We start from the raw sequence: 23528 nt of genomic DNA, 5'->3' as shown, positions 1-23528 counted from the left end.
GTGTTGGGGTCAATTCTAGTGGGCGCTGAGGGAGGGGCGGGACGGACCCGCCCCTCCTTCGGAGTCGGGCGACTCAGGAGACGCCCAGCTCCTTGGCGTTGGCCTTCAGGTCCTCGATGCCACCGCACATGAAGAACGCCTGCTCGGGGAAGTGGTCGTAGTCCCCGTCACAGATCGCGTTGAACGCGGTGATCGACTCGTCGAGCGGCACGTCCGAGCCGTCCACGCCGGTGAACTGCTTGGCGACGTGGGTGTTCTGGGACAGGAAGCGCTCGACGCGACGGGCACGGTGGACAGCGATCTTGTCCTCCTCGCCCAGCTCGTCGATACCGAGGATCGCGATGATGTCCTGGAGGTCCTTGTACTTCTGCAGGATTCCCTTGACGCGCGTGGCGGCGTCGTAGTGCTCCTGCGTGATGTAGCGCGGGTCCAGGATCCGGGACGTGGAGTCCAGCGGGTCCACGGCCGGGTAGATGCCCTTCTCGGAGATCGGACGGGAAAGCACCGTCGTCGCGTCGAGGTGGGCGAAGGTGGTGGCCGGGGCCGGGTCGGTCAGGTCGTCCGCGGGGACGTAGATCGCCTGCATCGAGGTGATCGAGTGGCCACGCGTCGAGGTGATGCGCTCCTGCAGCAGACCCATCTCGTCAGCCAGGTTCGGCTGGTAACCCACCGCGGACGGCATACGGCCGAGCAGGGTGGACACCTCGGAACCGGCCTGGGTATAACGGAAGATGTTGTCGATGAAGAAGAGCACGTCCTGCTTCTGCACATCGCGGAAGTACTCCGCCATGGTCAGACCGGCCAGGGCGACCCGCAGACGGGTGCCCGGGGGCTCGTCCATCTGGCCGAAGACGAGCGCCGTCTTGTCGATGACGCCCGACTCGCTCATCTCGTCGATGAGGTCGTTGCCCTCACGGGTACGCTCACCGACGCCCGCGAACACCGACACACCGTCGTGGTTGTTGGCCACGCGGTAGATCATTTCCTGGATCAGCACGGTCTTGCCGACACCGGCACCACCGAACAGACCGATCTTTCCACCCTTGACGTACGGGGTGAGCAGGTCGATGACCTTGATGCCCGTCTCGAACATCTCCGTCTTCGACTCAAGCTGGTCGAAGCTGGGGGCCTTGCGGTGGATGGGCCACCGCTCGGTGACCTCGTTGTTCGCCTCGGGGACGTTCAGCACCTCACCGAGGGTGTTGAACACCTTGCCCTTGGTGAAGTCGCCGACCGGGACGGTGATGCCCTTACCCGAGTCGGTCACCGGGGCCTGGCGGACCAGACCGTCGGTGGGCTGCATCGAGATGGCACGGATCACGCCCTCGCCGAGGTGCTGGGCAACCTCAAGCGTCAGGGTCTTGATCTTGCCGTCCTCGGCCGGGTCGGCCACCTCGACGGTCAGCGCGTTGTAGATCTCCGGCATCGCGTCGACGGGGAACTCCACGTCGACGACCGGGCCGATAACCCGGGCGACGCGGCCCGTGGCAACGGCCGCCACCGCGTTTACGGTTGTTGTCGTCACTTACTTGTCACTCCCCGCGGTCGCGTCGGCCAGGGCACTGGCTCCACCGACGATCTCGCTGATTTCCTGGGTGATTTCGGCCTGGCGGGCCGCGTTGGCAAGCCGGGAGAGGCTCTTGATCAGCTCTCCGGCGTTGTCGGTCGCCGACTTCATCGCGCGGCGGGTGGCGGCGTGCTTGGAAGCAGCCGCCTGGAGCAGCGCGTTGTAGATCCGGCTCTCGACATAGCGCGGCAGCAGGGCGTCGAGGACGTCCTCCGCCGACGGCTCGAAGTCGAACAGGGGCAGGATCTCGCCCTTGGTCCCACTGTCCTCGGCGGCCTTGTCCAGGCTCAGAGGCAGCAGCCGGTTCGCCACCGGCGTCTGCGTCAGCATGGACACGAACTCGGTGAACACGATGTGGAGCTCGTCCACACCGCCGTCCGCCGTGTCCTTCTGGACCGCCGCGATCAGCGGGTCCGCGACCTTCTTGGCGTCCGCGTAGGTCGGGTTGTCGGTGAAGCCGGTCCACGACTCCGTGACCTTGCGCTCACGGAAGCCGTAGTACGAGACACCCTTGCGGCCGACGATGTAGCTCTCGACCTCTTTGCCCTCACTCCGAAGACGCTCGGTCAGCAGGTCCGCGGCCTTGATGGCGTTCGCGGAATAGCCACCGGCCAGACCGCGGTCGCTCGTGATGAGCAGGACCGCGGCGCGGACCGGAGCGTCCACCTCGGTGGTGAGGGGGTGCTTCGTGTTCGACCCGGTGGCGACCGCACTCACCGCGCGGGTGAGTTCGGTCGCGTACGGAGTGGAGGCCGCCACCTGACGCTGCGCCTTGACGATGCGCGAGGCGGCGATCATCTCCATCGCCTTGGTGATCTTCTTGGTCGCGGTGACGGATTTGATGCGACGCTTGTAGACCCGGAGCTGGGCTCCCATGAGTCAGGTCCCTTCCGTCGTCACTTGCTCGTGCTGACCGGAGCGTCTTCGCCCAGAAGCTTGCCGTCCGAGGTCTCGAACTGACGCTTGAAGGCGGCGATCGCGTCGCCGACAGCCTGAAGGGTGTCGTCCGACATCTTCCCGCCGTCGGCGATACCGGTCAGCAGCTCCTTGCGCTCACGGCGCAGGTGCTCCAGCAGCTCGGACTCGAAGCGGCGGATGTCGTTGACCGGGACGTCGTCCATCTTGCCGGTGGTACCGGCCCAGACGGAGACGACCTGCTCCTCGACGGGCATCGGCTGGTACTGGCCCTGCTTGAGCAGTTCCACCATCCGCTTGCCGCGCTCCATCTGCGCCTTCGACGCGGCGTCCAGGTCGGAACCGAAGGCGGCGAACGCCTCCAGCTCACGGAACTGGGCGAGGTCCACGCGCAGTCGGCCGGAGACCTGCTTCATGGCCTTGTGCTGGGCGGAGCCACCGACGCGGGAGACCGAGATACCGACGTTCAGCGCCGGGCGCTGGCCCGCGTTGAACAGGTCGGACTCCAGGAAGCACTGGCCGTCGGTGATGGAGATGACGTTGGTCGGGATGAACGCCGAGACGTCGTTGGCCTTGGTCTCGACGATCGGCAGACCCGTCATCGAACCGGCGCCCATGTCGTCGGAGAGCTTGGCGCAGCGCTCCAGCAGACGCGAGTGCAGGTAGAAGACGTCGCCGGGGTACGCCTCGCGCCCCGGCGGGCGGCGCAGCAGCAGCGACACGGCGCGGTAGGCGTCGGCCTGCTTCGACAGGTCATCGAAGATGATCAGGACGTGCTTGCCCTGGTACATCCAGTGCTGGCCGATGGCCGAGCCGGTGTACGGCGCCAGGTACTTGAAGCCGGCCGGGTCGGACGCCGGGGCGGCGACGATGGTCGTGTACTCCAGGGCACCGGCCTCCTCCAGCGCACCGCGTACGGACGCGATGGTGGAGCCCTTCTGGCCGATGGCGACGTAGATGCAGCGCACCTGCTTGTTCACATCGCCCGAGCGCCAGTTGTCGCGCTGGTTGATGATCGTGTCGACGGCCAGCGCGGTCTTGCCGGTCTGACGGTCGCCGATGATCAGCTGACGCTGACCACGGCCGATCGGCACCATGGCGTCGACGGCCTTGTAGCCGGTCTGCATCGGCTCGTGCACCGACTTGCGGACCATGACGCCCGGGGCCTGAAGTTCGAGGGCGCGGCGACCCTCGGTCTCGATCTCGCCGAGGCCGTCGATCGCGTTGCCGAGCGGGTCGACGACGCGACCGAGGTAGCCCTCGCCAACGGCGACGGACAGGACCTCGCCGGTACGCGTGACCGACTGACCCTCCTCGATGCCGCTGAACTCACCGAGGACGATGGAACCAATTTCCCGCTCCTCAAGGTTGAGGGCGAGGCCGAGGGTTCCGTCCTCGAACTTCAGCAGCTCGTTCGCCATGGCCGAGGGCAGACCCTCGACCTTGGCGATACCGTCGCCGGCCACGCTGACCGTACCGACCTCCTCGCGCGAGGCCGCGTCCGGCTTGTACGACTGGACAAAGTTCTCCAGCGCGTCCCGGATCTCCTCCGGCCGGATCGTGAGCTCCGCCATCTGGGTTCCCTGCTCTCCTTGTTGGGCCCGAAGTTTCTTAAGGGGGTCTGGGGGCCGACCCCCAGGAATCTTCTGCAATCTCTGCACGGCCCAACCGGGCCGCTGGTCATGCTGGTACTGCTCGTATGTCTGTGTTCAGTTACAGCGGCTGATCAGCCGGCCATACGACGGGTCGCCTCGTCGAGACGGTTGGCGACGCTGCCGTCGATGAGCTCATCGCCGACCCGCACTGAGATCCCGCCGAGGACCTCGGGGTCCACATCCAGGTTCAGATGCATCTGGCGCCCGTACACCTTGGCCAGCACCGCGCCGAGGCGCTGCTTCTGCTGGTCGGTGAGGGGGACCGCCGACGTGACGACGGCCACCATCCGGTCCCGACGCGCCGCGGCGAGCTTGGACAGGGAGTCGAGTCCCTGTTCCAGGCTACGTCCCCGGGGCGCGGTCACAAGACGGACGACCAGACGCTCCGTGACCGGATTGGCCCTACCGCCGAGCAGGCTGCGGAGCAGCTCGCCCTTGGCGGCGACCGTGGCGCCCTTGTCGGTCAGCGCGGCGCGCAGGTCCGTGTTGGACTCCACGATCCGGCCGAACCGGAAGAGCTCGTCCTCGACGTCGTCCAGGTCGCCCGCCCGCTGGGCGGCCGTGAGGTCGGCGGTGGCCGCCAGCTCCTCAAGACCGTCCACCAGGTCACGCGAGCGCGACCAGCGGGAGCGGACCATTCCGGAGACCAGGTCGACGGTGTCGCCGCCCACCTGGCCGGCGAGCAGACGCCCGGCCAGCTCGGCCTTGGCCTCGCCTGCCTGCGCCGGGTCGGTCAAGACCCGCCGCAGCGAGACCTCGCGGTCGAGCAGCGCGGTGACGGCGGCCAGCTCCTCGGCGAGCTTCGCCGCATCGACGGACGCGCGGTCCGTCAGTGCGTCGAGCGACTCGCGCGTGGCAGCCAGTGCCTCGCGGCTGGCACCGTTCATCGGGTTGCCTCGGCCTTCGAAGCGCTGCCCTCGAGGTCATCGAGGAAGCGATCGATGGTGCGGCTCTGGCGGGCGTGGTCCTCAAGGGACTCACCGACGAGCTTGCCGGCCAGATCGGTCGCCAGCTTGCCGATGTCCTGCCGGAGCGCGGCGGAGGCCGCCTTGCGGTCGGCCGCGATCTGGGCGTGGCCTGCCGCGATGATCTCCTCACGCTGCCGCTGGCCTTCCGCCTTCATCTCCTGGATGATCGCGGTGCCCTGCTCGGACGCCTCCTGGCGCAGTCGAGCGGCTTCGTGGCGGGCCTCGGCGAGCTGGGCCTTGTACTGCTCAAGTACGCTCTCGGCCTCGATCTTCGCCGCGTCAGCCTTCTCGATGCCGCCCTCGATGGCCTCCCGACGCTCTTCCAGAACCTTGTTGATGTTCGGGAGGAGCTTCTTGGCGAGGAAGAAGAAGACGATGGCGAACGCGATCAGGCCGATGATGAGCTCGTCGGGATGCGGGATGAGAGGAGGCTGCTCCTCCGCCGCCGCAAGAGTGAACTGAGCGATCACATCAGTGCCTTCCATGAAAAGAGTTGGGCTGTCCGGTCCGCGTCTTAGTAGACGAAGCCCATGACGATGCCGATGAGGGCGAGCGCCTCACAGAAGGCGAAACCCATGATCTGGTTGGTGCGGATCAGGCCGGCAGCCTCGGGCTGACGGGCGAGGGCCTGGGTGCCGTTACCGAAGATGATGCCGACGCCGACGCCGGGGCCGATGGCGGCGAGACCGTAGCCGATGGAGGCGACGTTTCCTTCGACGGCGGCAAGGGTCTGGAGAGCGGACATGCCGGTTATTCCTTCTCTTTCAAGGACCCGGTGGGGGTTGGCCACCGGACGGTCTGGGTGGAGGTGGTTCGGGAGTGGCTCAGTGGTGCTCGGCGAGCGCGCCCTGGATGTAGCTGGAAGCCAGGAGGACGAAGACGTACGCCTGGACGGCCTGGATGAACAGCTCGAACACGATCATCACCATCACCAGGATGAACGAGGTACCGGCGTAGAAGACGCCGATGCCGTTCATCAGGTACCAGGTGGCCACGGTGAACATCACGATGAGCAGGTGGCCAGCGAACATGTTCGCGAAAAGCCGGACCGCGTGGGTGAAGGGCCGGATGACCAGGTTCGAGAAGAACTCCAGCACAACGACCAGGGGAAGAATCGGCCCGAGGTCCTTGTTGTAGCCGGTGATGTTCTTCCAGCCACCGATGAATCCGTGCTTCTTGAAGGTCAGCGAGACCCACAAGACGTACACGAGGAGGGCGAGACCTGCCGGATAGGCGATCAGGGAGGTCACCGGGAACTGGGCGACCGGAATGATCGACCACAGATTCATAATCCAGATGAAGAAGAAGAGCGACACCATCAGCGGGACGTACTTCTCGCCGTCCTTCTTACCGATGATCTCGTAAACCACACCGCGGCGGACGAAGTCGTAACCGGCCTCGCCGACCATCTGGAGCTTGCCCGGGACCACCTTCGGCTTGCTGAAAGCCATCCAGAAGAACCCGACGACGATGATGGTTCCCAGGAAGGCGAGCAACATGGGCTTGTCGAACTCGAAGCCACCCACGGTGAAGATGGGCTCGTACATGAAGGTGTGGAGCCCAGGGGCATTGAATCCACACCCGGTGAAGAGTTGACAGTCCGCCTCAAAGGCGAGCATCTGGGAATCAGCACTCACCGCGGGCTCCTTCAGCGTGGCGCATAGGTACGGCAACCTCGTTGTGTCGGCGCGGCGCGCAGCCGCGGTTCGGCACTGGACTGGTGTTTCGGATGTGGGGGCGGGAGGCGGGCAGAGAGCCTCGCGGATTAGCAGGCGTCAGCTCAGATGCCCGCGCCCGCAGAGTCGCAGTTGGCACCGGACGATAGCAGGAACCCGAACGGCCATTTATCCCGCCCCTACCTTTCACGACGGCGACCCCGCGTTCTGGGGCTTCTCGCTCTTCGCACCGTCGGGATCCACGTAGAGGATCTTCGCCGTCATATAGGCACGGGCCTGCGCGGCGACCCAGACGAGGGTCGTGGCGAGCAGGGTGAAAGCCATGGCTTTCGAGTGGAAGAGCGTGGTGTCCTTGAACGCCGCCATGAAGATGAAGAGCAGCAGTAGCTGGGCCGTGTAGAGCATCAGCCCCATGGCCTGGAACAAGTGCGGCAGTGATTTGGCGGTCCGCTGGAGTACGACCAGCCCCAACCCCATGAAGAGGATCACCACCAGAGTGCCCACCGCCGCTCCGATCGCCCCCTTGCCACCGGCGACCCCCGCGGCGATCGCGATGGCGATAACGCCCGCGATGGCGGTGGGTACGGCGGTATGGATAAGGGTGCGTGCGTCGGTAGACGGCATGGCGGCAGCTCCGCTTGCTGGTGGGGGCAGTGGTGTCGTCATGGACGAGCGTAATCCGGATCCGAGTTGGGTCCTCGGTGGCCAACAGACCGTCGCACTACGGTCTTTCGGCTCTGTCGCCGGTTCTCGTGAACCGTATCACAAACTATTTGAAGAGGACTTTACCCGGCGCTGTGCCCACTGTCACACATGAGGGTTAACGCGCGCGTGTGTGCATGGATCTGCCGGGGTTTCGTCTGCTAATGGGCGATGGTGAGGGGAATGTCACCCACGTGTTCCGGCCTTTCCTTGCTCGGATGAGCGGGGACGGGAGCCGATCGCGGTGGCGCCGTTGACGCCGGCCGGAACGGGTGTCCGCTCCCCCGGGTCACCCGTCGCTTCCGCCCCGTGAGCCCCGTCAGCCCCATCGCGCTCAGCGCTGCCCACCGCGGCACCGGCCCCTTCGGCCGCGTCCGGCGCGGGAGCCCCCGAGGAGCCCGTACGGGTCGCCCTGCGCCGGTAGCGCGGCGGCACGAATGCCTCCGCCCACCGGGGCGCCCGCGGGGTGAAGCGCGGCAGCAGGAGCAGCACCAGACCGACCGCGCTCAGCCCCACGATCACCATCACGATCCACAGCGACGCCGAGTGCACCGAATAGCCGACGACGCCGAAGGCGATCAGCGCCGACCAGAAGTACATGATCAGGACCGCCCGGCTGTGCGAGTGCCCGATCTCCAGCAGTCGGTGGTGCAGATGCCCCCGGTCGGCGGCGAACGGCGACTGCCCGTTCCAGGTCCGGCGCACGATCGCCAGCACCAGGTCGGCGACCGGGATGGCGATGATCGTGAGCGGCAGCAGCAGCGGGATGAAGACCGGCAGGGCCGCATGGGTGGCCTCCCGGTCGCCGCCCTCCCAGATCTTCAGCGCGTCCATGTCCACCTGGCCGGTGACCGAGATCGCCGCCGCCGCGAGCACCAGACCGATCAGCATCGACCCCGAGTCACCCATGAAGATCCGCGCCGGGTGCATGTTGTGCGGCAGGAATCCCAGGCACATGCCCATCAAGATCGCGGTGAAGAGCGTCGCGGGGGCCGCGGCCTCGATCCCGTAGCTGAACCAGATCCGGTACGCGTAGAGGAAGAAGGCGGCGGCGGCGATGCAGACCATGCCCGCAGCCAGGCCGTCCAGGCCGTCCACGAAGTTGACCGCGTTGATGGTGATCACCACGAGCGCGACCGTGAGCAGGGTGCCCTGCGCGTCGGTCAGCAGATAGGTGCCGACGCCGGGCACCGGAATCCACAGGATCGTCAGACCCTGCATCACCATCACACCGGCGGCGATCATCTGACCGCCGAGCTTGATCAGGGCGTCGATCTCGAACTTGTCGTCCAGGACGCCGATGATCCAGATCACCGCGGCGCCGGAGAGCAGCGCGCGCGGTTCGTTGGAGAGTTCGAAGACGCCGTTCAGGTTCGGCAGGTGGTCGGCGACCAGCAGACCCGCGCACAGCCCGAAGAACATGGCGATGCCACCGAGCCGTGGTGTCGGTTCTCGGTGGACGTCGCGGGCACGGATCTCCGGCATCGCCCCGGTCGCGATGGCGAACTTCCGCACCGGACCGGTGAGCAGATAGGTCACCGCGGCCGTGACACAGAGCGTCAGCAGGTAATCACGCACGGGCTGCCCCACAGGAATCGCTGGCCATCTCAGCCCCACACACTAGTCGCGGTCGCCACATGGTCGAGGACGTACGGGCGCCGGCGGTGGTCGAGCGCCCGCTCCGGCTACCCCTGATAAGGCGGAAATCTACCGGCAAGATCATGGACCTCCGTACGTACCCTCCGCGCCGGCTCTCCCGCCGCCCGGATCGCCAGGGTGAAGAGGGCCGCGATCCGGGCCATCTCGACCTCGCCCATGCCCTGGGTGGTGACGGCGGCGGTACCGAGCCGGATGCCGCGCCCGGCGCCGTCCGGCAGGGCGCAGGTGTCGAGAACCAGCCCGGCCGCCGCGAGACGGCCCCGCGCCGTCCGGCCGTCCAGGCCGAGCGGGGTCGGGTCGGCGTTGATCAGATGGGTGTCGGTGCCCCCGGTGAGCACCTCGAAGCCCTCGGCCGCCAGCCCGGCCGCGAGCACCCGGGCATTGGCCACGACCCGGTGGGCGTAGGCCGTGAACGCCGGGGTCGCCGCCTCGCCGAAGGCGACCGCCTTGGCCGCGACGGTGTGCATCTGGGCACCGCCCTGGGTGAAGGGGAAGACCGCCCGGTCGATCCGCTCGGCGAGGCCGGCGCCGCACAGGATCAGCCCGCCGCGCGGCCCGCGCAGCACCTTGTGGGTGGTGGCGCACACCACATCGGCGTACGGCACCGGGCTGGGGGCCGCACCGCCCGCGATCAGCCCCATCGGGTGGGCCGCGTCGACGATCAGATACGCCCCGACGTCGTCGGCGATCTCCCGGAAGAGGGCGTAGTCGGGATGGCGGGGGTATGAGATCGAGCCACAGACGATCGCCCGGGGACGGTGCCGCCGCGCGAGGGCGCGCACCTGCTCGTAGTCGATCAGACCCGTCTCCGGGTCGGTGCCGTAGCCGACGAAGTCGAACCAGCGGCCGGAGAAGTTCGAGGGGGAGCCGTGGGTGAGATGACCGCCGTACGGGAGCCCCATGGCCAGCACGGTGTCACCGGGCCGCAGCAGGGCCGCGTAGACGGCGAGGACGGCGGCGGAGCCGGAGTGCGGCTGGACATTGGCGTGCGCGGCCCCGAAGAGCGCGGTGGCCCGCTCCACGGCGATCCGCTCGGCGGTGTCGACCAGCTCGCAGCCGCCGTGGTGCCGGGCGCCGGGATAGCCCTCGGCGTACTTGTTGGCCAGCGGGGAGCCGAGGGCGGCGAGGACGGCGGGCGAGGTGAAGTTCTCCGCCGCGATGAGCTGGAGGCTGTCGCTCTGACGGGCCGCCTCCCCCAGGATGACCTCGGCGATCTCCGGGTCCTGCCGGCGCAGGGCGGCCAGGTCCGCGTAGGGTGCCGGCGCGGCGAGGGGGGCGGGTGCGGGTGCGGTCCTGACGGGCATCGTGGGCTCCGGGGCCTCGCGTGAGGTGGCTGCCCCTCCAATGTAGGTCGGGGGGCTCGCGCATGCCGTCCGGATCGGCTCGCCGTGGTGCCTCGTGCGTCCATCCGGCCCGTGTGCCGGCGCCGCCCGTACGGGGGTGCCTGGCGGCGAGGGGCCCGGGTCGTCAGGGGCGGGGCGGCATACCGGTCAGCGCGGTGACCACCGGATCGAGCGCCTGGTTGATCTCGTCGCCGATCGAGCGGAAGAACGTGATCGGGGCCCCGTACGGGTCGTACACCTCGTCCGCGTCCGGACTCGGCGCCAGCAGCCAGCCGCGCAGCGCCGCTGCGGCCCGTACCAGCGCGCGGGCCCGCTCGACCACGCCCTCGTCCCGCGCGTCGGGCAGAGTGGCCGGATCTATCGCCCGTACGAGACGGGTGAACTCCTTCAGGGTGAAGGTGCGCAGCCCCGCCGAGTGGCCCATGGAGATCACCTGGGCGCGGTGGTCACGGGTCGCGGTGAGGACGAGGTCCGCGCGGATCACATGCTCGTCGAGCAGCTCACGGCCGACGAACCCGGTCGCGTCCGCCCCGAAGTCGGCGAGGACGATCTCGGCGTTGGCCTCCATCGGAGCGCCCTCGTGGCCCCAGGTGCCCGCGCTCTCCACGATGACGCCATTGGGCATCAGGTCCCCGAGGCGGACGCTGAGGGCATGCCGGGTCAGCCGCTCGGTGATCGGCGAGCGGCAAACGTTCCCGGTGCTGACGTGGAGGATCCGGAAGGTGTGCTCCGTGGTGGTGCCACGCCCCTCGGCAGGGGCGATCAAGGGGCCACCTCAAGGTCGGGCACGACTTTGCGCAGCTCGTCCGCGTCGAGCGCGCCCGCGCGCAGCAGGACGGGGACACTGCCGGTGACGTCGACGATCGAGGACGGCACGATGCCGGGCGTGGGACCGCCGTCGAGGTAGACGGAGACGGAGTCGCCGAGCATCTCCTGTGCGGCGTCGCTGTTCTCGGGCGCCGGGTGGCCGGTGAGATTGGCCGACGAGACGGCCATCGGGCCGACCTGGGTCAGCAGCTCGATCGCGACGGGGTGCAGCGGCATCCGGATGGCGACGGTGCCGCGGGTGTCGCCGAGGTCCCACTGGAGGGACGGCTGGTGCCGGGCGACCAGGGTGAGCGCGCCCGGCCAGAAGGCGTCGACCAGCTCCCACGCCTGCTCGGAGAAGTCGGTGACCAGACCGTGCAGGGTGTTCGGGGAGCCGACGAGGACAGGGGTGGGCATATTGCGGCCACGGCCCTTGGCGGCCAGCAGATCGGCGACGGCCTCGGAGCTGAACGCGTCCGCGCCCAGCCCGTACACGGTGTCGGTGGGCAGCACGACGAGCTCACCGCGACGGACGGCGGACGCGGCCTCGCGCAGGCCGGTCGTACGGTCGCTGGCGTCGTTGCAGTCGTATCGCCGAGCCATCAGTGAGCCTCCTCGTACGCGTACAGGGTCATCGTCACGGCATCGCCTTGCGGGCGGAGGCGAACCGGGGACGCTTGTTGAGATCGGGGTGGTCGGCCGCGTCCGCCCAGCCGGACTCCTCGTTGAAGATCCAGGGCACCTGGCCGCCCTGGGTGTCCGCGTGTTCGATGACGACGAGACCACCGGGCCGCAGCAGTCGGTGGGCCGTGCGCTCGATGCCGCGGATGGTGTCGAGGCCGTCCTCGCCGGAGAACAACGCCATCTCCGGATCGTGGTCACGGGCCTCGGGCGCGACGTACTCCCACTCGGTGAGCGGGATGTACGGCGGGTTGGAGATGACCAGGTCGACCTGGCCGTCCAGCTCCGGGAGGGCGGTGAGGGCGTTGCCCTGGTGGATGGTGACGCGGGAGCCCTCGGCGTTCTTGCGGGCCCAGCCGAGCGCGTCGTCGGAGAGCTCCACCGCGTGCACCCGGGAGCGCGGGACCTCCTGCGCCATGGCGAGCGCGATGGCGCCCGACCCCGTACAGAGATCGACGATCAGCGGTTCGACGACGTCCATCGCGCGCACGGCGTCTATGGCCCAGCCGACGACCGATTCGGTCTCCGGGCGGGGGACGAAGACGCCGGGGCCGACCTGGAGTTCCAGATAGCGGAAGAAGGCGCGGCCGGTGATGTGCTGAAGGGGCTCGCGCGCCTCGCGGCGGGCGACGGCCTCCCAGTAGCGGGCGTCGAAGTCCGTGTCCTTGACGTTGTGCAGCTCGCCCCGCTTCACACCGTGGACGAAGGCGGCCAGTTCCTCCGCGTCGAAGCGCGGTGACGGCACGCCGGCGTCGGCCAGCCGCTGGGTGGCCTGGGCCACCTCGGCAAGCAGCAGATTCACTGGTCCTCCACCCGGTTCGTACGGAGAGTCTGACGCGCGCGCAGTACTTACTGCGCGGCGGCGAGCTTGGCGGCGGAGTCGGCGTCCACGCACGCCTGGATGACGGCGTCGAGATCACCGTCGAGCACCTGGTCCAGGTTGTACGCCTTGAAACCGACCCGATGGTCCGAGAGGCGGTTCTCGGGGAAGTTGTACGTGCGGATCTTCTCGGAGCGGTCGACGGTGCGGACCTGGCTGCGGCGCGCGTCCGCCGCGTTGCGCTCCGCCTCCTCCTGGGCCGCGGCGAGCAGCCTGGAGCGCAGGATACGCAGGGCCTGCTCCTTGTTCTGGAGCTGGCTCTTCTCGTTCTGGCAGGAGGCGACCACACCGGTGGGCAGGTGCGTGATGCGCACCGCGGAGTCGGTGGTGTTGACGGACTGGCCGCCGGGGCCCGACGAGCGGTAGACGTCGATGCGGAGCTCGTTGGGGTTGATCTCCACTTCGATCTCCTCGGCCTCGGGGGTCACGAGGACACCGGCGGCGGAGGTGTGGATACGGCCCTGGGACTCAGTGGCGGGCACCCGCTGCACGCGGTGCACCCCGCCCTCGTACTTCAGCCGCGCCCAGACGCCCTGGCCGGGCTCGGTGGCGCCCTGGCCGCCCTTGGTCTTCACGGCGACCTGGACGTCCTTGTAGCCGCCCAGCTCGGACTCGGTGGAGTCGATGATCTCGGTCTTCCAGCCGACGCGCTCGGCGTAGCGCAGATACATCCGGAGCAGATCCCCGGCGAAGAGCGCGGACTCGTCGCCGCCGGCACCGGCCTTGACCTCCAGAATGACGTCCTTGTCGTCACTGGGGTCACGCGGTACGAGCAGCAGCCGCAGCTTCTCGGTCAGCTCGTCGCGCTGCTTCTCCAGCTCCTTGGCCTCGGCGATGAAGTCCGGGTCGTCGGCGGCCAGCTCGCGCGCGGTGACGATGTCCTCGCCGGCCTGCTTCCAGGAGCGGTAGGTGCCGACGATGGGGGTCAGCTCGGCGTAGCGCTTGTTGAGCTTCCGTGCGTTCGCCTGATCGGCGTGCACGGAAGGGTCGGCGAGCTTCTTCTCCAGATCGGCGTGTTCACCGATCAGGTCCTCGACCGCCTCGAACATCGGGGGCTCCTGGTCTCGTACGAGATTTACTGCGGGACGGGGCCGCGCTGCCGCGCTGGTCCGGGGGTGGTCCCCCCGGGGCCCCCGGAGACGCTGCGGGCCGGGTCCGGGGATGGCCGGGTGTGCGCCCGACGCTGTGGCTGCCGGGCGGGGGGACGAGCCTTTGGGTCCGGCCCCCTGACGACACTGTGGCTGCCGGTCCGGGGGTGACCTTGGGAAACCCCCGGCGCGACAAAAACACCGGTCCCGGCCACCCGTGCAGTGGGGCGGCCGAGGACCGGCGCAATTGGCTCGCTACTTCGCGGCGGCGGCCTTGCCGAAGCGGGCCTCGAAGCGGGCCACACGGCCACCGGTGTCGAGGATCTTCTGCTTGCCCGTGTAGAACGGGTGGCACTCGGAGCAGACCTCGGCGCGGATGGAACCGCTCTCGATGGTGCTACGGGTGGTGAACGAGGCGCCACAGGTGCAGCTGACCTGCGTCTCGACGTACTCGGGGTGGATGTCGCGCTTCAAGGTGTCTCCTAGTTTCGGGAGGGCTCCGGGTCGCACGGGCGGATTACTCATACGTGAACCGGGGCCGACGTACCAGTCTGCCAGGACCGGCCGTATCTCCCAAAACGGGGGTGGTACCGGAACTATTCCCCGTTGCCCCCGGGGGCCGCACTCCTGGGCGCATCGCCGTCCGCGGGCGCGGTGCCACCGCTGCTGACGACGCCGCCGACACCGCCCTTGTCACCCGCTGAGTCCTTGAGCGCGGCGGCGGGGATGGGCCGGTCCAGGCCGAGCGCGGTCCAGACCTGTTGGGCGGCGCCCCGGAGCGGGATCACCCTGTTGGGGTCCACGGGGTCGTACTCGACCGGCATGGTCACCATGTGGACGTCCGACGGGCCGAGACCGCTGAGCCCCCGGGCCAGGCCCATCAGCTCGGTCACCGAGTCCAGCTCGGAGTCGGGGGTGATCGCCTTGGTGGCGGTGTCGGCGATGTCGAGGAGCTTCTTGGGGTTGGTGAGGACACCGACGTCCTTCACCTGATTGATGAACGCCTTCATAAACGCCTGCTGGAGCTGGATCCGGCCGAGGTCGCTGCCGTCCCCGACACTCTTACGGGTACGGACCAGGCCGAGCGACTGCTCTCCGTCGAGGGTGTGGGTACCGGGGGCGAGGTCGAGATGGCTGTCGGGGTCCTTGATCGCCTCGCTGGTGGTGATCTCGACACCGCCCAGCTCGTCGATGAGCTTCTTGAAGCCGGTGAAGTCGACCTCGATGTAGTGGTCCATGCGGATGCCGGACATCTTCTCGACCGTCTTCACCGCGCAGGCCGGCCCACCGACCTCGTACGCGGTGTTGAACATGACCCGGGTCCCGCCCGCGACGGACTGGCCGTCGCCGTCGACGCAGTCGGGGCGGCTGATCAAGGTGTCGCGCGGGATGGAGACGACACTGGCCGACTTCCGGCCCTCGTAGAGGTGCACGACCATCGCGGTGTCCGCGCGGGCACCTTCCTCGTCGCCGCCGTACTCGGCGTTGGCGCCGGAACGGGAGTCAGAGCCGAGGACCAGGATGTCCATCGAGCCGTTGTCGACGTTCTGGGGCCGGTCGCCGCGGAGCTGGCTGTTGATGTCGACGCCGTCCAGGTTGCCGTCGATCTTGAAGTAGACGTAGCCGGCCCCACCGCCCCCGACGAGCACGAGCGCCGCGGCACCCCACGCGGCGAGGGACGCGGCCCGTCGCCCCTTCCCCACCGGCTTCCGCCGCCGCCCGCCCCGCCCACCTATTCGACCGCCGCCACCGCTCTGCTCGCCCATGGTCTCCTCGGCTCCCGTCCGACTGCGGCTACCCCCTGCTGAACCGACCAGGCGCGGAATGTCCGCCCTGTCAAATTTTGCTCCGCCAACCGGGGAGACGACGAGGGAGGAGAAAGGGTTGCACGGGTGGCTGAGAAGTTCATGAGAGGGACCCGTCGCAGGTCGGCGAGGAGACACGCCGATCGCATGACGGACACGTAACGGATTGGACATATTCAGGCAAAACCCCTGCGGTTACGCCTTAAGGCAACCCGCTCCGGCGACATATATCGCACCGCCCAACGCGTATAAAGCATGCATAAAACCCCCAAGTCACAGCTTCAATGGACGTCGCACACCAAAGGGCGAGTCGAGATGATCATGCTTAAATGCCGCGATCACGAGCAGTGACATGACCTGCTCACTCTCGATTCCCTGGGGGGACATCCATGAGAATCCGCGTGCCCGAGAGACCGGGCACCCGCCTGGTCGGCACCGCGTGCGCCTCGGCGCTGCTGGCCACTGTGCTCACCGCGCCGACCGCCGCGGCGCGAGCGGTGGAGGTGAGGACGGCGCCGGTCGCGGCAACGGCTTGCCCGTCGTCGGTCGCGACCTACGCCCTGGAGCACAACCGCATCACCCGCTATGTGGACTGGGACCCCAAGAACACCGAGTACGGACATCTGTTCAGCGCCGAGAAGAGCACCTCGTTCCCCATCCTCACCCGGCTCTTCCCCGGCGGCGGCTCCCGGCTGTTCGCGGTCGACCCCCGGACGGGCAACCCATCCCTGAAGTCCTACCAGGACAGAACGGAGTCGGGTGGCGATCTACTGTCACCCGAATACACCTTCGCGGAGCGGGCGGGCCAGAACTGGACCGAGTACCGGGGTCTCTGGTCCGACGCTGACGGCCGGCTCGTCCAGCTCGACGCCGAGGGCAGCCTCCACGTCTATGTCATCCAGCTTCCGGACGGCACTCCGGCCTCAGCCCGGATGTCCCGCCTCGCCCTGCTGCCCGCCAGCAACCCGGCGCTGAAGGAACTCTCCAAGTCGACCGCCATCTGGGCGGCGGGGGACACGATCTACGGGCGGCTCGACGGCACCATCAGGAGCTGGAACTACCAGGCGGCGCTCAACTCCGTCACCCTCGGCCCGAAGGACTCCGGAACCGTGGTGGGCACCGGGTTCACCGATGCCAAGGACCTCTGGAGCCCGGGGCCGGGAGTCGTCAACACGGCGGACAGCGCCGGTACGGTCCGGAAGTACGCCGGGACTCCGCTCAGACTCGTCGACGCCGACATCGCCGCCGGGGTCCCGCGCGCGTTCGCGAACCCGGCACCTTGCCTCTCCAGCGCGCCGGAGAACGAGAAGCCCTACTTCGGCGTCAAGCCCGTCGAGTCCACCGACCCACCGCTGGAACCGCCGACCCCCGACCCGCCCGTTCCTTCGGGCCCCGCGAAGGTGTCGGGGAAGTTCACCCTGGGCGACGGGACACCGGCGGCCGGACTCGACGTCACCGTCGAAGCGCTGATTCCCGCGAAGGTCGAGGGCGAGGAGTTCGACCTGCCTGATCTGGGCAAGGCCAGAACCCGAGCCGACGGCACCTGGACGCTCACCCTGCCGGAGACGCTGCCCCCGGCCGCGCAGACGGCGATGGACGACAACGGTGGTTCGCTCAATGTGACCGCCTCCACGACGGCGGTCTCGACGTCCGGTGCGCGCCTCTTCGGTGTCGACCACCGCACCGCGGCACCGCCCGACCCGGTCACCGGGACGGTGTCCCGTGCTGCCGCCACCCAGAGCGCGGAGGCACCGCACTCGATCGAACTCCTGCCGCTGCTGGACGAGGACGCGCCCGAGCTCAATCTGCCGGAGCCGACCGCGAGTCAGCGGAACTCGACCTACGGTGCGGCTCTGGAGCGCGAAGCCGTCTACCGGGACGAGCCGACGCCGCGCTGGCAGAGCGACCGAGGCCCGGTCGACAACGACTACAACCCGTATCTGATCAACGGCAGGGACATCAGCTCCGAGCGGGTCAGCGCGTACGCGTCCGGATCCTGCTCCTGGGTGAGCCTGCTGAAGGGCAGGACCTACTCGTACACCACCGTGGGCGAAGCCCATGCCTACAACGACGCCAAGGCGTCGTTCGAGTACGAGAACAAAGTTCAGAACACCATCGATATCGCCGTGAACTCGAGCGGCACATGGAAGATCGGCGGCGCCGCTTCCATCGGGACCAGCAGCAGCGCGATCAGCGGGTACCAACCGCAGGGGCCGTTCTTCGCGAAGCAGTGGCGAATCCCGATGGAGTACCACAAGATACGGCGCATTTACATCTGCGGCGCGCAGCAGCGCAGTTCGTACGAGGAGGTCATACCGATCCGGTACACCATCCCCAAGGGATGGATGGCGGGGAACTACGGCAAGGATGTGCGCCATCTGGACGGGGCCACTCGATACCGGAAGTCCAATCCGAACTACCGCACCGTGCTGGCCAATATGTCGGTCCAGGGAATAACCCGCGGCAAGAGTGTCAAATGGTCGGGCGCCGCCACACCGTTCGGTCTCTCGCTCGGGGGATCGCTGACATACGACTCCAACCACACGCAGAAGATCTTTCCGCAGAACAAAAAAATCAAGCACAACGTGTGGGGCCTCTATGACAGGATCTCCGGCAAGCCGGGCGTCATATATTCGTACTAGCGGTGCGCTGCTGGCCTCACTCGCCCTCCTGACCGCGTGTGGCAGCAAGCCCGAGGCGCTGCCCCGGATAACCGGTCACGCGCTCGGCGGCGACGCCGAGGCCTCGACGTACACCGGCTTCGAGAACGCGGAGATCGGCGAGGAGTACCGATTCGCCCTGCCCCTCCCGTACAACAAATCCGCCAAGGACCTCACCATCACGGGTGCGCGCGTCGTCCATGTGCCTCCGGGCATGAAAGTCATGGGGATGAGCGCCCATGCCATGGCCGACACCGACGACGCGGTGATCGCGACCGCGCGATCGGAGGGGGATCTGGCCGCCGACGCGCTCAACCGGGCGAAGGATCTCATCGACGAACCGATCGAGGTCAAGGCGAAGTCGCTCGGTGACCGGTACTACGTGGTGCGGATCAAAGTGACCGGGCCGGTCAAGGGTGACGTCGAGACCTGTCACTTCGAATACCGGCAAGGATCTCGGGACTACCACCAGATCATCGGGTGCCACTTCGTCCTCAAACTGCAGAAGTAATCCGGAATGGCCTGTGCCCACCGTGCGGAAGCACGGTGGGCACAGGCCATTCACTTCAGGAGCCGGGCGTATCAGCCGAAGAGGTTGTACGCCTGCCAGCCCGACCCGAAGGCGACGCGGGCGTTGAAGCCGCCGTTGCCCTTGCCCGGGTAGAGCCACAGCTTGCCGGTCTTGTCCCGGGTGAGGACGTCGGCGACACCGTCGCTGTTGACGTCACCGGTGGTGATGATCGCGTTCATCGCGCTGAACGCACCGACCAGGACCGGAGCGGCCCACGGCTTGGTGGCGACACCCGTGCCCTTGTACAGGTAGGTCTTGCCGTCCGTCTTGGTGGCGAAGATGTCCGCCTTGCCGTCGAGGGTGAAGTCACCGTGGCCACGGACCATGGTGAACGCGCCCCAGCCCGTGCCGACCCTGACCGGCGCCGCGAACGAGCCGTTGCCCTTGCCGGGGTAGATGAACTGGGTACCGCTGGAGTCCACCGCGATCATGTCGGGCAGTTCATCGCCCGTGACATCGCCGGGGGTGACGATCTGCTTGTGCTTCTTCCACGCCTTGGCGATGAGCTTCGTCTGCCACTTGTCCTTGGCGTAGTCGTAGTAGTCGCGGTACACATCGCCATTGGCCACCCGGATCAGCGTGTCCTGGGCGCCGTTGCGGTCGAAGTCCGTCTGGAGCAGCAGCGTCGCGGCACCGTAGTTGCCCAGATTGGCCTGACGGGAGAGCGACTTCACGTTCGAGTGCCAGGCGAAGAGGGACTTGTCCGACGTACGACGGGCGAGAAGGTCGGCCGTGTGGTCCGAGCGACCGGTCTCCTTAACGTGCCAGTTCGTGTCGTCCACCCGGCCCTGGATCGGCGCGGAGTACGTGGAGAACTTGGCGTACACGCCGTACTTGCCCTTGGCTACGCAGTCCTCGTCACCCCAGGAGACGATTCCCGCGAGCCTGCCACCGACCACCAGCGGACCGCCGGAGTCACCGTGGCAGGTGGTCTCGCTGGTCTCGTCGCTGCCGGTCGGCGCCGCGCCGGCGCAGAGCATATGGCCGGCGACGAACTTGGTGACCCCGGTCGGGTACGCGGCCTTGCACTTGGCGTCCGACACCACATCGGCGTCGGCGACCTTCAGGATGTCGGAGCCGCCGTCGTTCGGACCGGTGCCGACGCGGCCCCAGCCGTAGACCTTGCCGGCGTTGCCGGCCTTGTAGAGCGCGCCGTCCGTGGGCTGCGCCAGCGGCAGCGGCTTGACCGAGGTCGGCGTGTCCAGGGTCAGCACGGCCACGTCGTTGTCGAGCGTGTCGGCCTTGTACAGCGGGTGGTGCCACTGACGGACCACTCGGTGCTGCTGACCACCGTAGTAATTCGGCGGTTTCACACTGTAGTCCGGCACCTTCGCGGTACCCACGACGACGAAGCCCGCGTCACGCCACTTGACGCCCTGCACACAGTGCGCGGCGGTGGCGATCTTCGTCGGCGCGATCACCACGCCACCGCAGGAGTACCAGTCATTGTCGATCTCGAAGTTGAGCTGAGCCATCCAGGGCGCGGCCGAGATCGTGGTCGGCTTGCCGCCGATGATGCGGGCGCTCGGCTTGCCGTCGGCGAGCGCCGGGGAGTTGGCCTCGCTGATGAGCCGGCCCGTCTTCGCCGGCTTGGCACGCGTCACTTCGCGGACCACACGGTCCAGCTCCGCCTGGGACTGCGCGGCTCGCTGCGGCAGGTTCGGCCTCGGCTGCTCGTCCGCCAGCGCGGGCGACGCGCCGAACACTCCAAGCCCCCCACCGAACAGTGCCGCGACGACTGTCAGAGCCGGAACCACACGCCTTGCTCGGCCGGTGGGCCGATCATCACGGGTGCGTATCTGCACGCGAAAAACCCCTCGGGTTGTGCCCAGCGGGAACGCGATCGCCCCACCGGGAGAACTGATGCCGGTGGGGCGAGAAAGCTATGTAGGCAGCCCTGGACCGAGGCCGTCCGGCCTCTCCTGGCGCTGCGAGAATCCCCCTGGGTATCCCCCCGGATCCCAGGTCCCCCACCTCGATCGAACGATCATATGGGTGTCAACACGTGATTGACCAGTGACATATGAGGTTTGAGTAAAAAAGAGACCGCCCCGTCACCCATGAGGTGACGGGGCGGCCGCTATCGCTTCGGACGGTCGGTCAGTCGTTGGCCGACGGCGTCGTCTTCTGGATCTGGAGCAGGAACTCGGCGTTCGACTTCGTCTGCTTCATCTTGTCGAGCAGCAGCTCGATCGCCTGCTGCTGGTCGAGCGCGTGCAGCACCCGGCGCAGCTTCCACACGATCGCCAGCTCGTCGCTGCCGAGCAGGATCTCTTCCTTACGGGTGCTGGACGCGTCCACGTCCACCGCCGGGAAGATGCGCTTGTCCGAGAGCTTCCGGTCGAGCTTGAGCTCCATGTTGCCGGTGCCCTTGAACTCCTCGAAGATCACCTCGTCCATGCGCGAGCCGGTGTCGACCAGCGCGGTGGCCAGGATGGTCAGCGAGCCGCCGTCCTCGATGTTGCGCGCCGCACCGAAGAAGCGCTTCGGCGGGTAGAGCGCGGTCGAGTCGACACCACCGGAGAGGATGCGCCCGGAGGCGGGTGCCGCGAGGTTGTACGCACGGCCCAGACGGGTGATCGAGTCCAGCAGGACGACCACGTCGTGGCCCAGCTCCACCAGGCGCTTGGCGCGCTCGATGGCCAGCTCCGCGACCGTGGTGTGGTCCTCGGCCGGGCGGTCGAAGGTCGAGGAGATGACCTCGCCCTTCACCGACCGCTGCATGTCGGTGACCTCTTCCGGACGCTCGTCGACCAGGACGACCATCAGGTGGCACTCGGGGCTGTTGACCGTGATCGCATTGGCGATGGCCTGAAGGATCATGGTCTTACCGGTCTTCGGCGGGGCCACGATCAGACCGCGCTGGCCCTTGCCGATCGGCGACACGAGGTCGATGATCCGCGTGGTCAGCACGCCCGGGTCGGTCTCCAACCGGAGCCGGTCCTGCGGGTAGAGCGGGGTCAGCTTGTTGAACTCGGGGCGTCCACGGCCGGATTCGGCCGCCATGCCGTTGGCCGAGTCCAGCCGGACCAGCGCGTTGAACTTCTCGCGGCGCTCGCCCTCCTTCGGCTGCCGGACCGCGCCGGTGACGTGGTCGCCCTTGCGCAGACCGTTCTTACGGACCTGGGCGAGGGAGACGTACACGTCGTTGGGGCCCGGGAGGTAACCCGACGTACGGATGAACGCGTAGTTGTCGAGGATGTCCAGGATGCCCGCGACGGGGATCAGCACATCGTCGTCGGAGACCTGCGGGTCGCCGGTGGCGACGAACTCGTCGCGTCCACGGCGCCCACGACGGTCGCGGTAACGACCGCGCCGGCCGCGCCGGCCGCCCTCGAAGTCGTCGTCGTCCTGCGGCTGCTGAGGTCCGGCGCCCTGACGCTGCGGCTGCTGGCCGCTCGCGCCCGACTGCTGGCGCTGGCCGCCCTGCTGCTGGTCGTCGCCCTTGCCACGGCGGTCACGCTGACGGTCCCGGCGGTCGCCGCGGTCGCCACGCTCACCACGGTCGCCCCGCTCACCACGGTCGCCACGCTGACCGCGCTCCCGGCGGCCCTCGCCGTCCTGCGCGGACGGAGCGACGGCGGCCTCGGTCCTGGCCTCCGGCTGCGTCTCCGCCTTCTCCTTCACATCGACGGCCGTCTCGGTCCGGGTCTCGCCCTGGACGTCGGGGCTGCCAGCCTGCGCGGTGGCGCGGCGACGGCGGCGCTCACCGGCCGGCTGGTCGTCGCTGGCGGGCTGGCCGGGGATGTCGATCTGCTGCTGGGCGACGGCCTTCTCGGCCTTCTCACCAGCGGGCGCGGATTCGGCGGCGGCCGTGTCCCCGGTGCGCGCCTTGGAGGTGGCGCGGCGCTTCGGCTTGGTCTCGGCCTCGGCGGCGCTCTTGGGCGCGGAGTCCGTCGACTTGGCCTTGGAGGCTCCGCTGCCGGCCTGCGCCTCCTTGATGACCTCGATCAGCTGGCTCTTGCGCATACGCGCGGTGCCCCTGATGCCGAGGCCGGACGCGACCTGCTGCAGCTCGGCCAGGACCATGCCGTCAAGGCCGGTGCCGGAGCGGCGGCGCCGTGAGGTGGTGCCGGAGGCAGCACCTGCGGCGGGCGCGGAGGTGTCGACGTTGCTGTCGGCAGTCACGCCCATCAGATCGGTGGTGTCGCTCACGAAGGGTCCTTCCCTGGAGCGGACGTCGGCCTTCTGGCTCGGCGACCGGTTGTGCTGTCCGACGACGGTCCGGGTGTGCGGACCATGCCGGGGCGGTGGGCCCTCCGCCGGGATTTGGTACGGCGGAGAGTCAGATACATGCAAGTCCGGCCCGAGGTCCCCCTGCTCGGCCCACTCCTGGGCGGAACGGGAGGTGTCGTGCCGGTTCCGGAGCGTGCTCGAAACTGCTCAGGCAGGCTGCTCAGGCAGTTTGGGAGGCTCCCGGAAGAATGGTTGGTCCCGAATCGGGACACGAAGCTCCGAGCACAAAGGCATCGGGTGCAGACTTGAGGTTAACACTACCGGCTCCAACAAATATTCCCCCTCTCTGTCCCCGGCAATCTCGTGTCACGGTGA

Annotated in this window: 20 protein-coding genes; 2 read left to right on the top strand and 18 right to left on the bottom strand. The window is 68.1% G+C overall.

From position 1 onward, the window contains the following. Positions 1-73: 73 nt before the first annotated feature. The 16 genes from atpD to ACH4S7_RS17310 all read right to left on the bottom strand — a co-directional run bounded on the left by atpD (position 74) and on the right by ACH4S7_RS17310 (position 15707). Positions 74-1525, bottom strand: a complete 1452-nt coding sequence (gene atpD / locus ACH4S7_RS17385; protein ID WP_398522049.1) for a F0F1 ATP synthase subunit beta — start codon at positions 1523-1525, stop codon at positions 74-76. Continuing rightward, entirely contained in the window at positions 1526-2443 is a 918-nt protein-coding gene (locus ACH4S7_RS17380) for a F0F1 ATP synthase subunit gamma (RefSeq protein ID WP_398522048.1), read from the bottom strand. 20 nt (positions 2444-2463) lie between these two features. After that, a complete protein-coding gene (gene atpA, locus ACH4S7_RS17375; protein ID WP_398522047.1) occupies positions 2464-4056 on the bottom strand; it encodes a F0F1 ATP synthase subunit alpha in 1593 nt (530 codons plus the stop codon). A 152-nt stretch (positions 4057-4208) separates the two neighbouring features. Further along, positions 4209-5024 carry a F0F1 ATP synthase subunit delta gene (locus ACH4S7_RS17370; protein WP_398522046.1) on the bottom strand — a complete coding sequence of 272 codons (816 nt, stop codon included), beginning with the start codon at positions 5022-5024 and terminating at the stop codon, positions 4209-4211. Further along, positions 5021-5590 (bottom strand): F0F1 ATP synthase subunit B, encoded by a 570-nt coding sequence (locus ACH4S7_RS17365; protein WP_398522045.1) that lies wholly within the window; start codon positions 5588-5590, stop codon positions 5021-5023. Before ACH4S7_RS17365 ends, ACH4S7_RS17370 begins: the two co-directional genes overlap by 4 nt. A 29-nt stretch (positions 5591-5619) precedes the next feature. Further along, entirely contained in the window at positions 5620-5850 is a 231-nt protein-coding gene (atpE, locus tag ACH4S7_RS17360; protein ID WP_137993321.1) for an ATP synthase F0 subunit C, read from the bottom strand. Between the two features lie 79 nt (positions 5851-5929). Continuing rightward, positions 5930-6742 (bottom strand): F0F1 ATP synthase subunit A, encoded by an 813-nt coding sequence (gene atpB, locus ACH4S7_RS17355; protein ID WP_398522044.1) that lies wholly within the window; start codon positions 6740-6742, stop codon positions 5930-5932. Positions 6743-6967: 225 nt separating this feature from the next. After that, the gene (locus ACH4S7_RS17350) at positions 6968-7405 is read right to left on the bottom strand and encodes a hypothetical protein (RefSeq protein WP_398522043.1); all 438 of its coding nucleotides are present in this window, start codon (positions 7403-7405) and stop codon (positions 6968-6970) included. Between the two features lie 264 nt (positions 7406-7669). Beyond that, a complete protein-coding gene (locus ACH4S7_RS17345; protein ID WP_398522042.1) occupies positions 7670-9061 on the bottom strand; it encodes an MraY family glycosyltransferase in 1392 nt (463 codons plus the stop codon). Between the two features lie 107 nt (positions 9062-9168). After that, on the bottom strand, positions 9169-10446 hold the full coding sequence (glyA, locus tag ACH4S7_RS17340) for a serine hydroxymethyltransferase (RefSeq protein ID WP_398522041.1): 1278 nt from the start codon (positions 10444-10446) through the stop codon (positions 9169-9171). Between the two features lie 163 nt (positions 10447-10609). Beyond that, positions 10610-11251, bottom strand: a complete 642-nt coding sequence (locus tag ACH4S7_RS17335; protein WP_398522040.1) for a protein-tyrosine-phosphatase — start codon at positions 11249-11251, stop codon at positions 10610-10612. After that, positions 11248-11895: an L-threonylcarbamoyladenylate synthase gene (locus ACH4S7_RS17330; RefSeq protein WP_398522039.1), complete on the bottom strand. Its 648-nt coding sequence runs from the start codon at positions 11893-11895 to the stop codon at positions 11248-11250. Before ACH4S7_RS17330 ends, ACH4S7_RS17335 begins: the two co-directional genes overlap by 4 nt. Before the next feature lie 34 nt (positions 11896-11929). After that, positions 11930-12775, bottom strand: coding sequence for a peptide chain release factor N(5)-glutamine methyltransferase (prmC, locus tag ACH4S7_RS17325; RefSeq protein ID WP_398522038.1), 846 nt, complete (start codon positions 12773-12775; stop codon positions 11930-11932). A 47-nt stretch (positions 12776-12822) separates the two neighbouring features. After that, a complete protein-coding gene (prfA, locus tag ACH4S7_RS17320) occupies positions 12823-13902 on the bottom strand; it encodes a peptide chain release factor 1 (RefSeq protein WP_398522037.1) in 1080 nt (359 codons plus the stop codon). A gap of 294 nt (positions 13903-14196) precedes the next feature. After that, complete coding sequence (gene rpmE, locus ACH4S7_RS17315) at positions 14197-14415, bottom strand: 50S ribosomal protein L31 (RefSeq protein WP_398522036.1); 219 nt, start codon at positions 14413-14415, stop codon at positions 14197-14199. Positions 14416-14537: 122 nt separating this feature from the next. Next, positions 14538-15707 (bottom strand): LCP family protein, encoded by a 1170-nt coding sequence (locus ACH4S7_RS17310; RefSeq protein WP_398522035.1) that lies wholly within the window; start codon positions 15705-15707, stop codon positions 14538-14540. Between the two features lie 440 nt (positions 15708-16147). Between ACH4S7_RS17310 and ACH4S7_RS17305 the strand changes: the two genes are divergently transcribed. Both ACH4S7_RS17305 and ACH4S7_RS17300 read left to right on the top strand, forming a co-directional pair. Further along, entirely contained in the window at positions 16148-18388 is a 2241-nt protein-coding gene (locus ACH4S7_RS17305; RefSeq protein WP_398522034.1) for a hypothetical protein, read from the top strand. Next, positions 18345-18917 carry a hypothetical protein gene (locus ACH4S7_RS17300; protein WP_398522033.1) on the top strand — a complete coding sequence of 191 codons (573 nt, stop codon included), beginning with the start codon at positions 18345-18347 and terminating at the stop codon, positions 18915-18917. The genes ACH4S7_RS17305 and ACH4S7_RS17300 overlap by 44 nt, the downstream gene beginning before the upstream one ends. Positions 18918-18988: 71 nt before the next feature. Here ACH4S7_RS17300 and ACH4S7_RS17295 read toward each other — a convergent pair whose 3' ends face one another. Both ACH4S7_RS17295 and rho read right to left on the bottom strand, forming a co-directional pair. After that, positions 18989-20683: a trypsin-like serine protease gene (locus tag ACH4S7_RS17295; RefSeq protein WP_398522032.1), complete on the bottom strand. Its 1695-nt coding sequence runs from the start codon at positions 20681-20683 to the stop codon at positions 18989-18991. Between the two features lie 394 nt (positions 20684-21077). Then, entirely contained in the window at positions 21078-23132 is a 2055-nt protein-coding gene (rho, locus tag ACH4S7_RS17290) for a transcription termination factor Rho (RefSeq protein WP_398522031.1), read from the bottom strand. Positions 23133-23528 lie beyond the last annotated feature (396 nt).

Origin of the sequence: Streptomyces sp. NPDC020965, assembly GCF_044333555.1 — a bacterium.
Taxonomy (GTDB): Bacteria; Actinomycetota; Actinomycetes; order Streptomycetales; family Streptomycetaceae; genus Streptomyces.
Note: the sequence above shows the minus strand (reverse complement) of the source record. Positions and strands in the feature narration are given on the sequence as shown.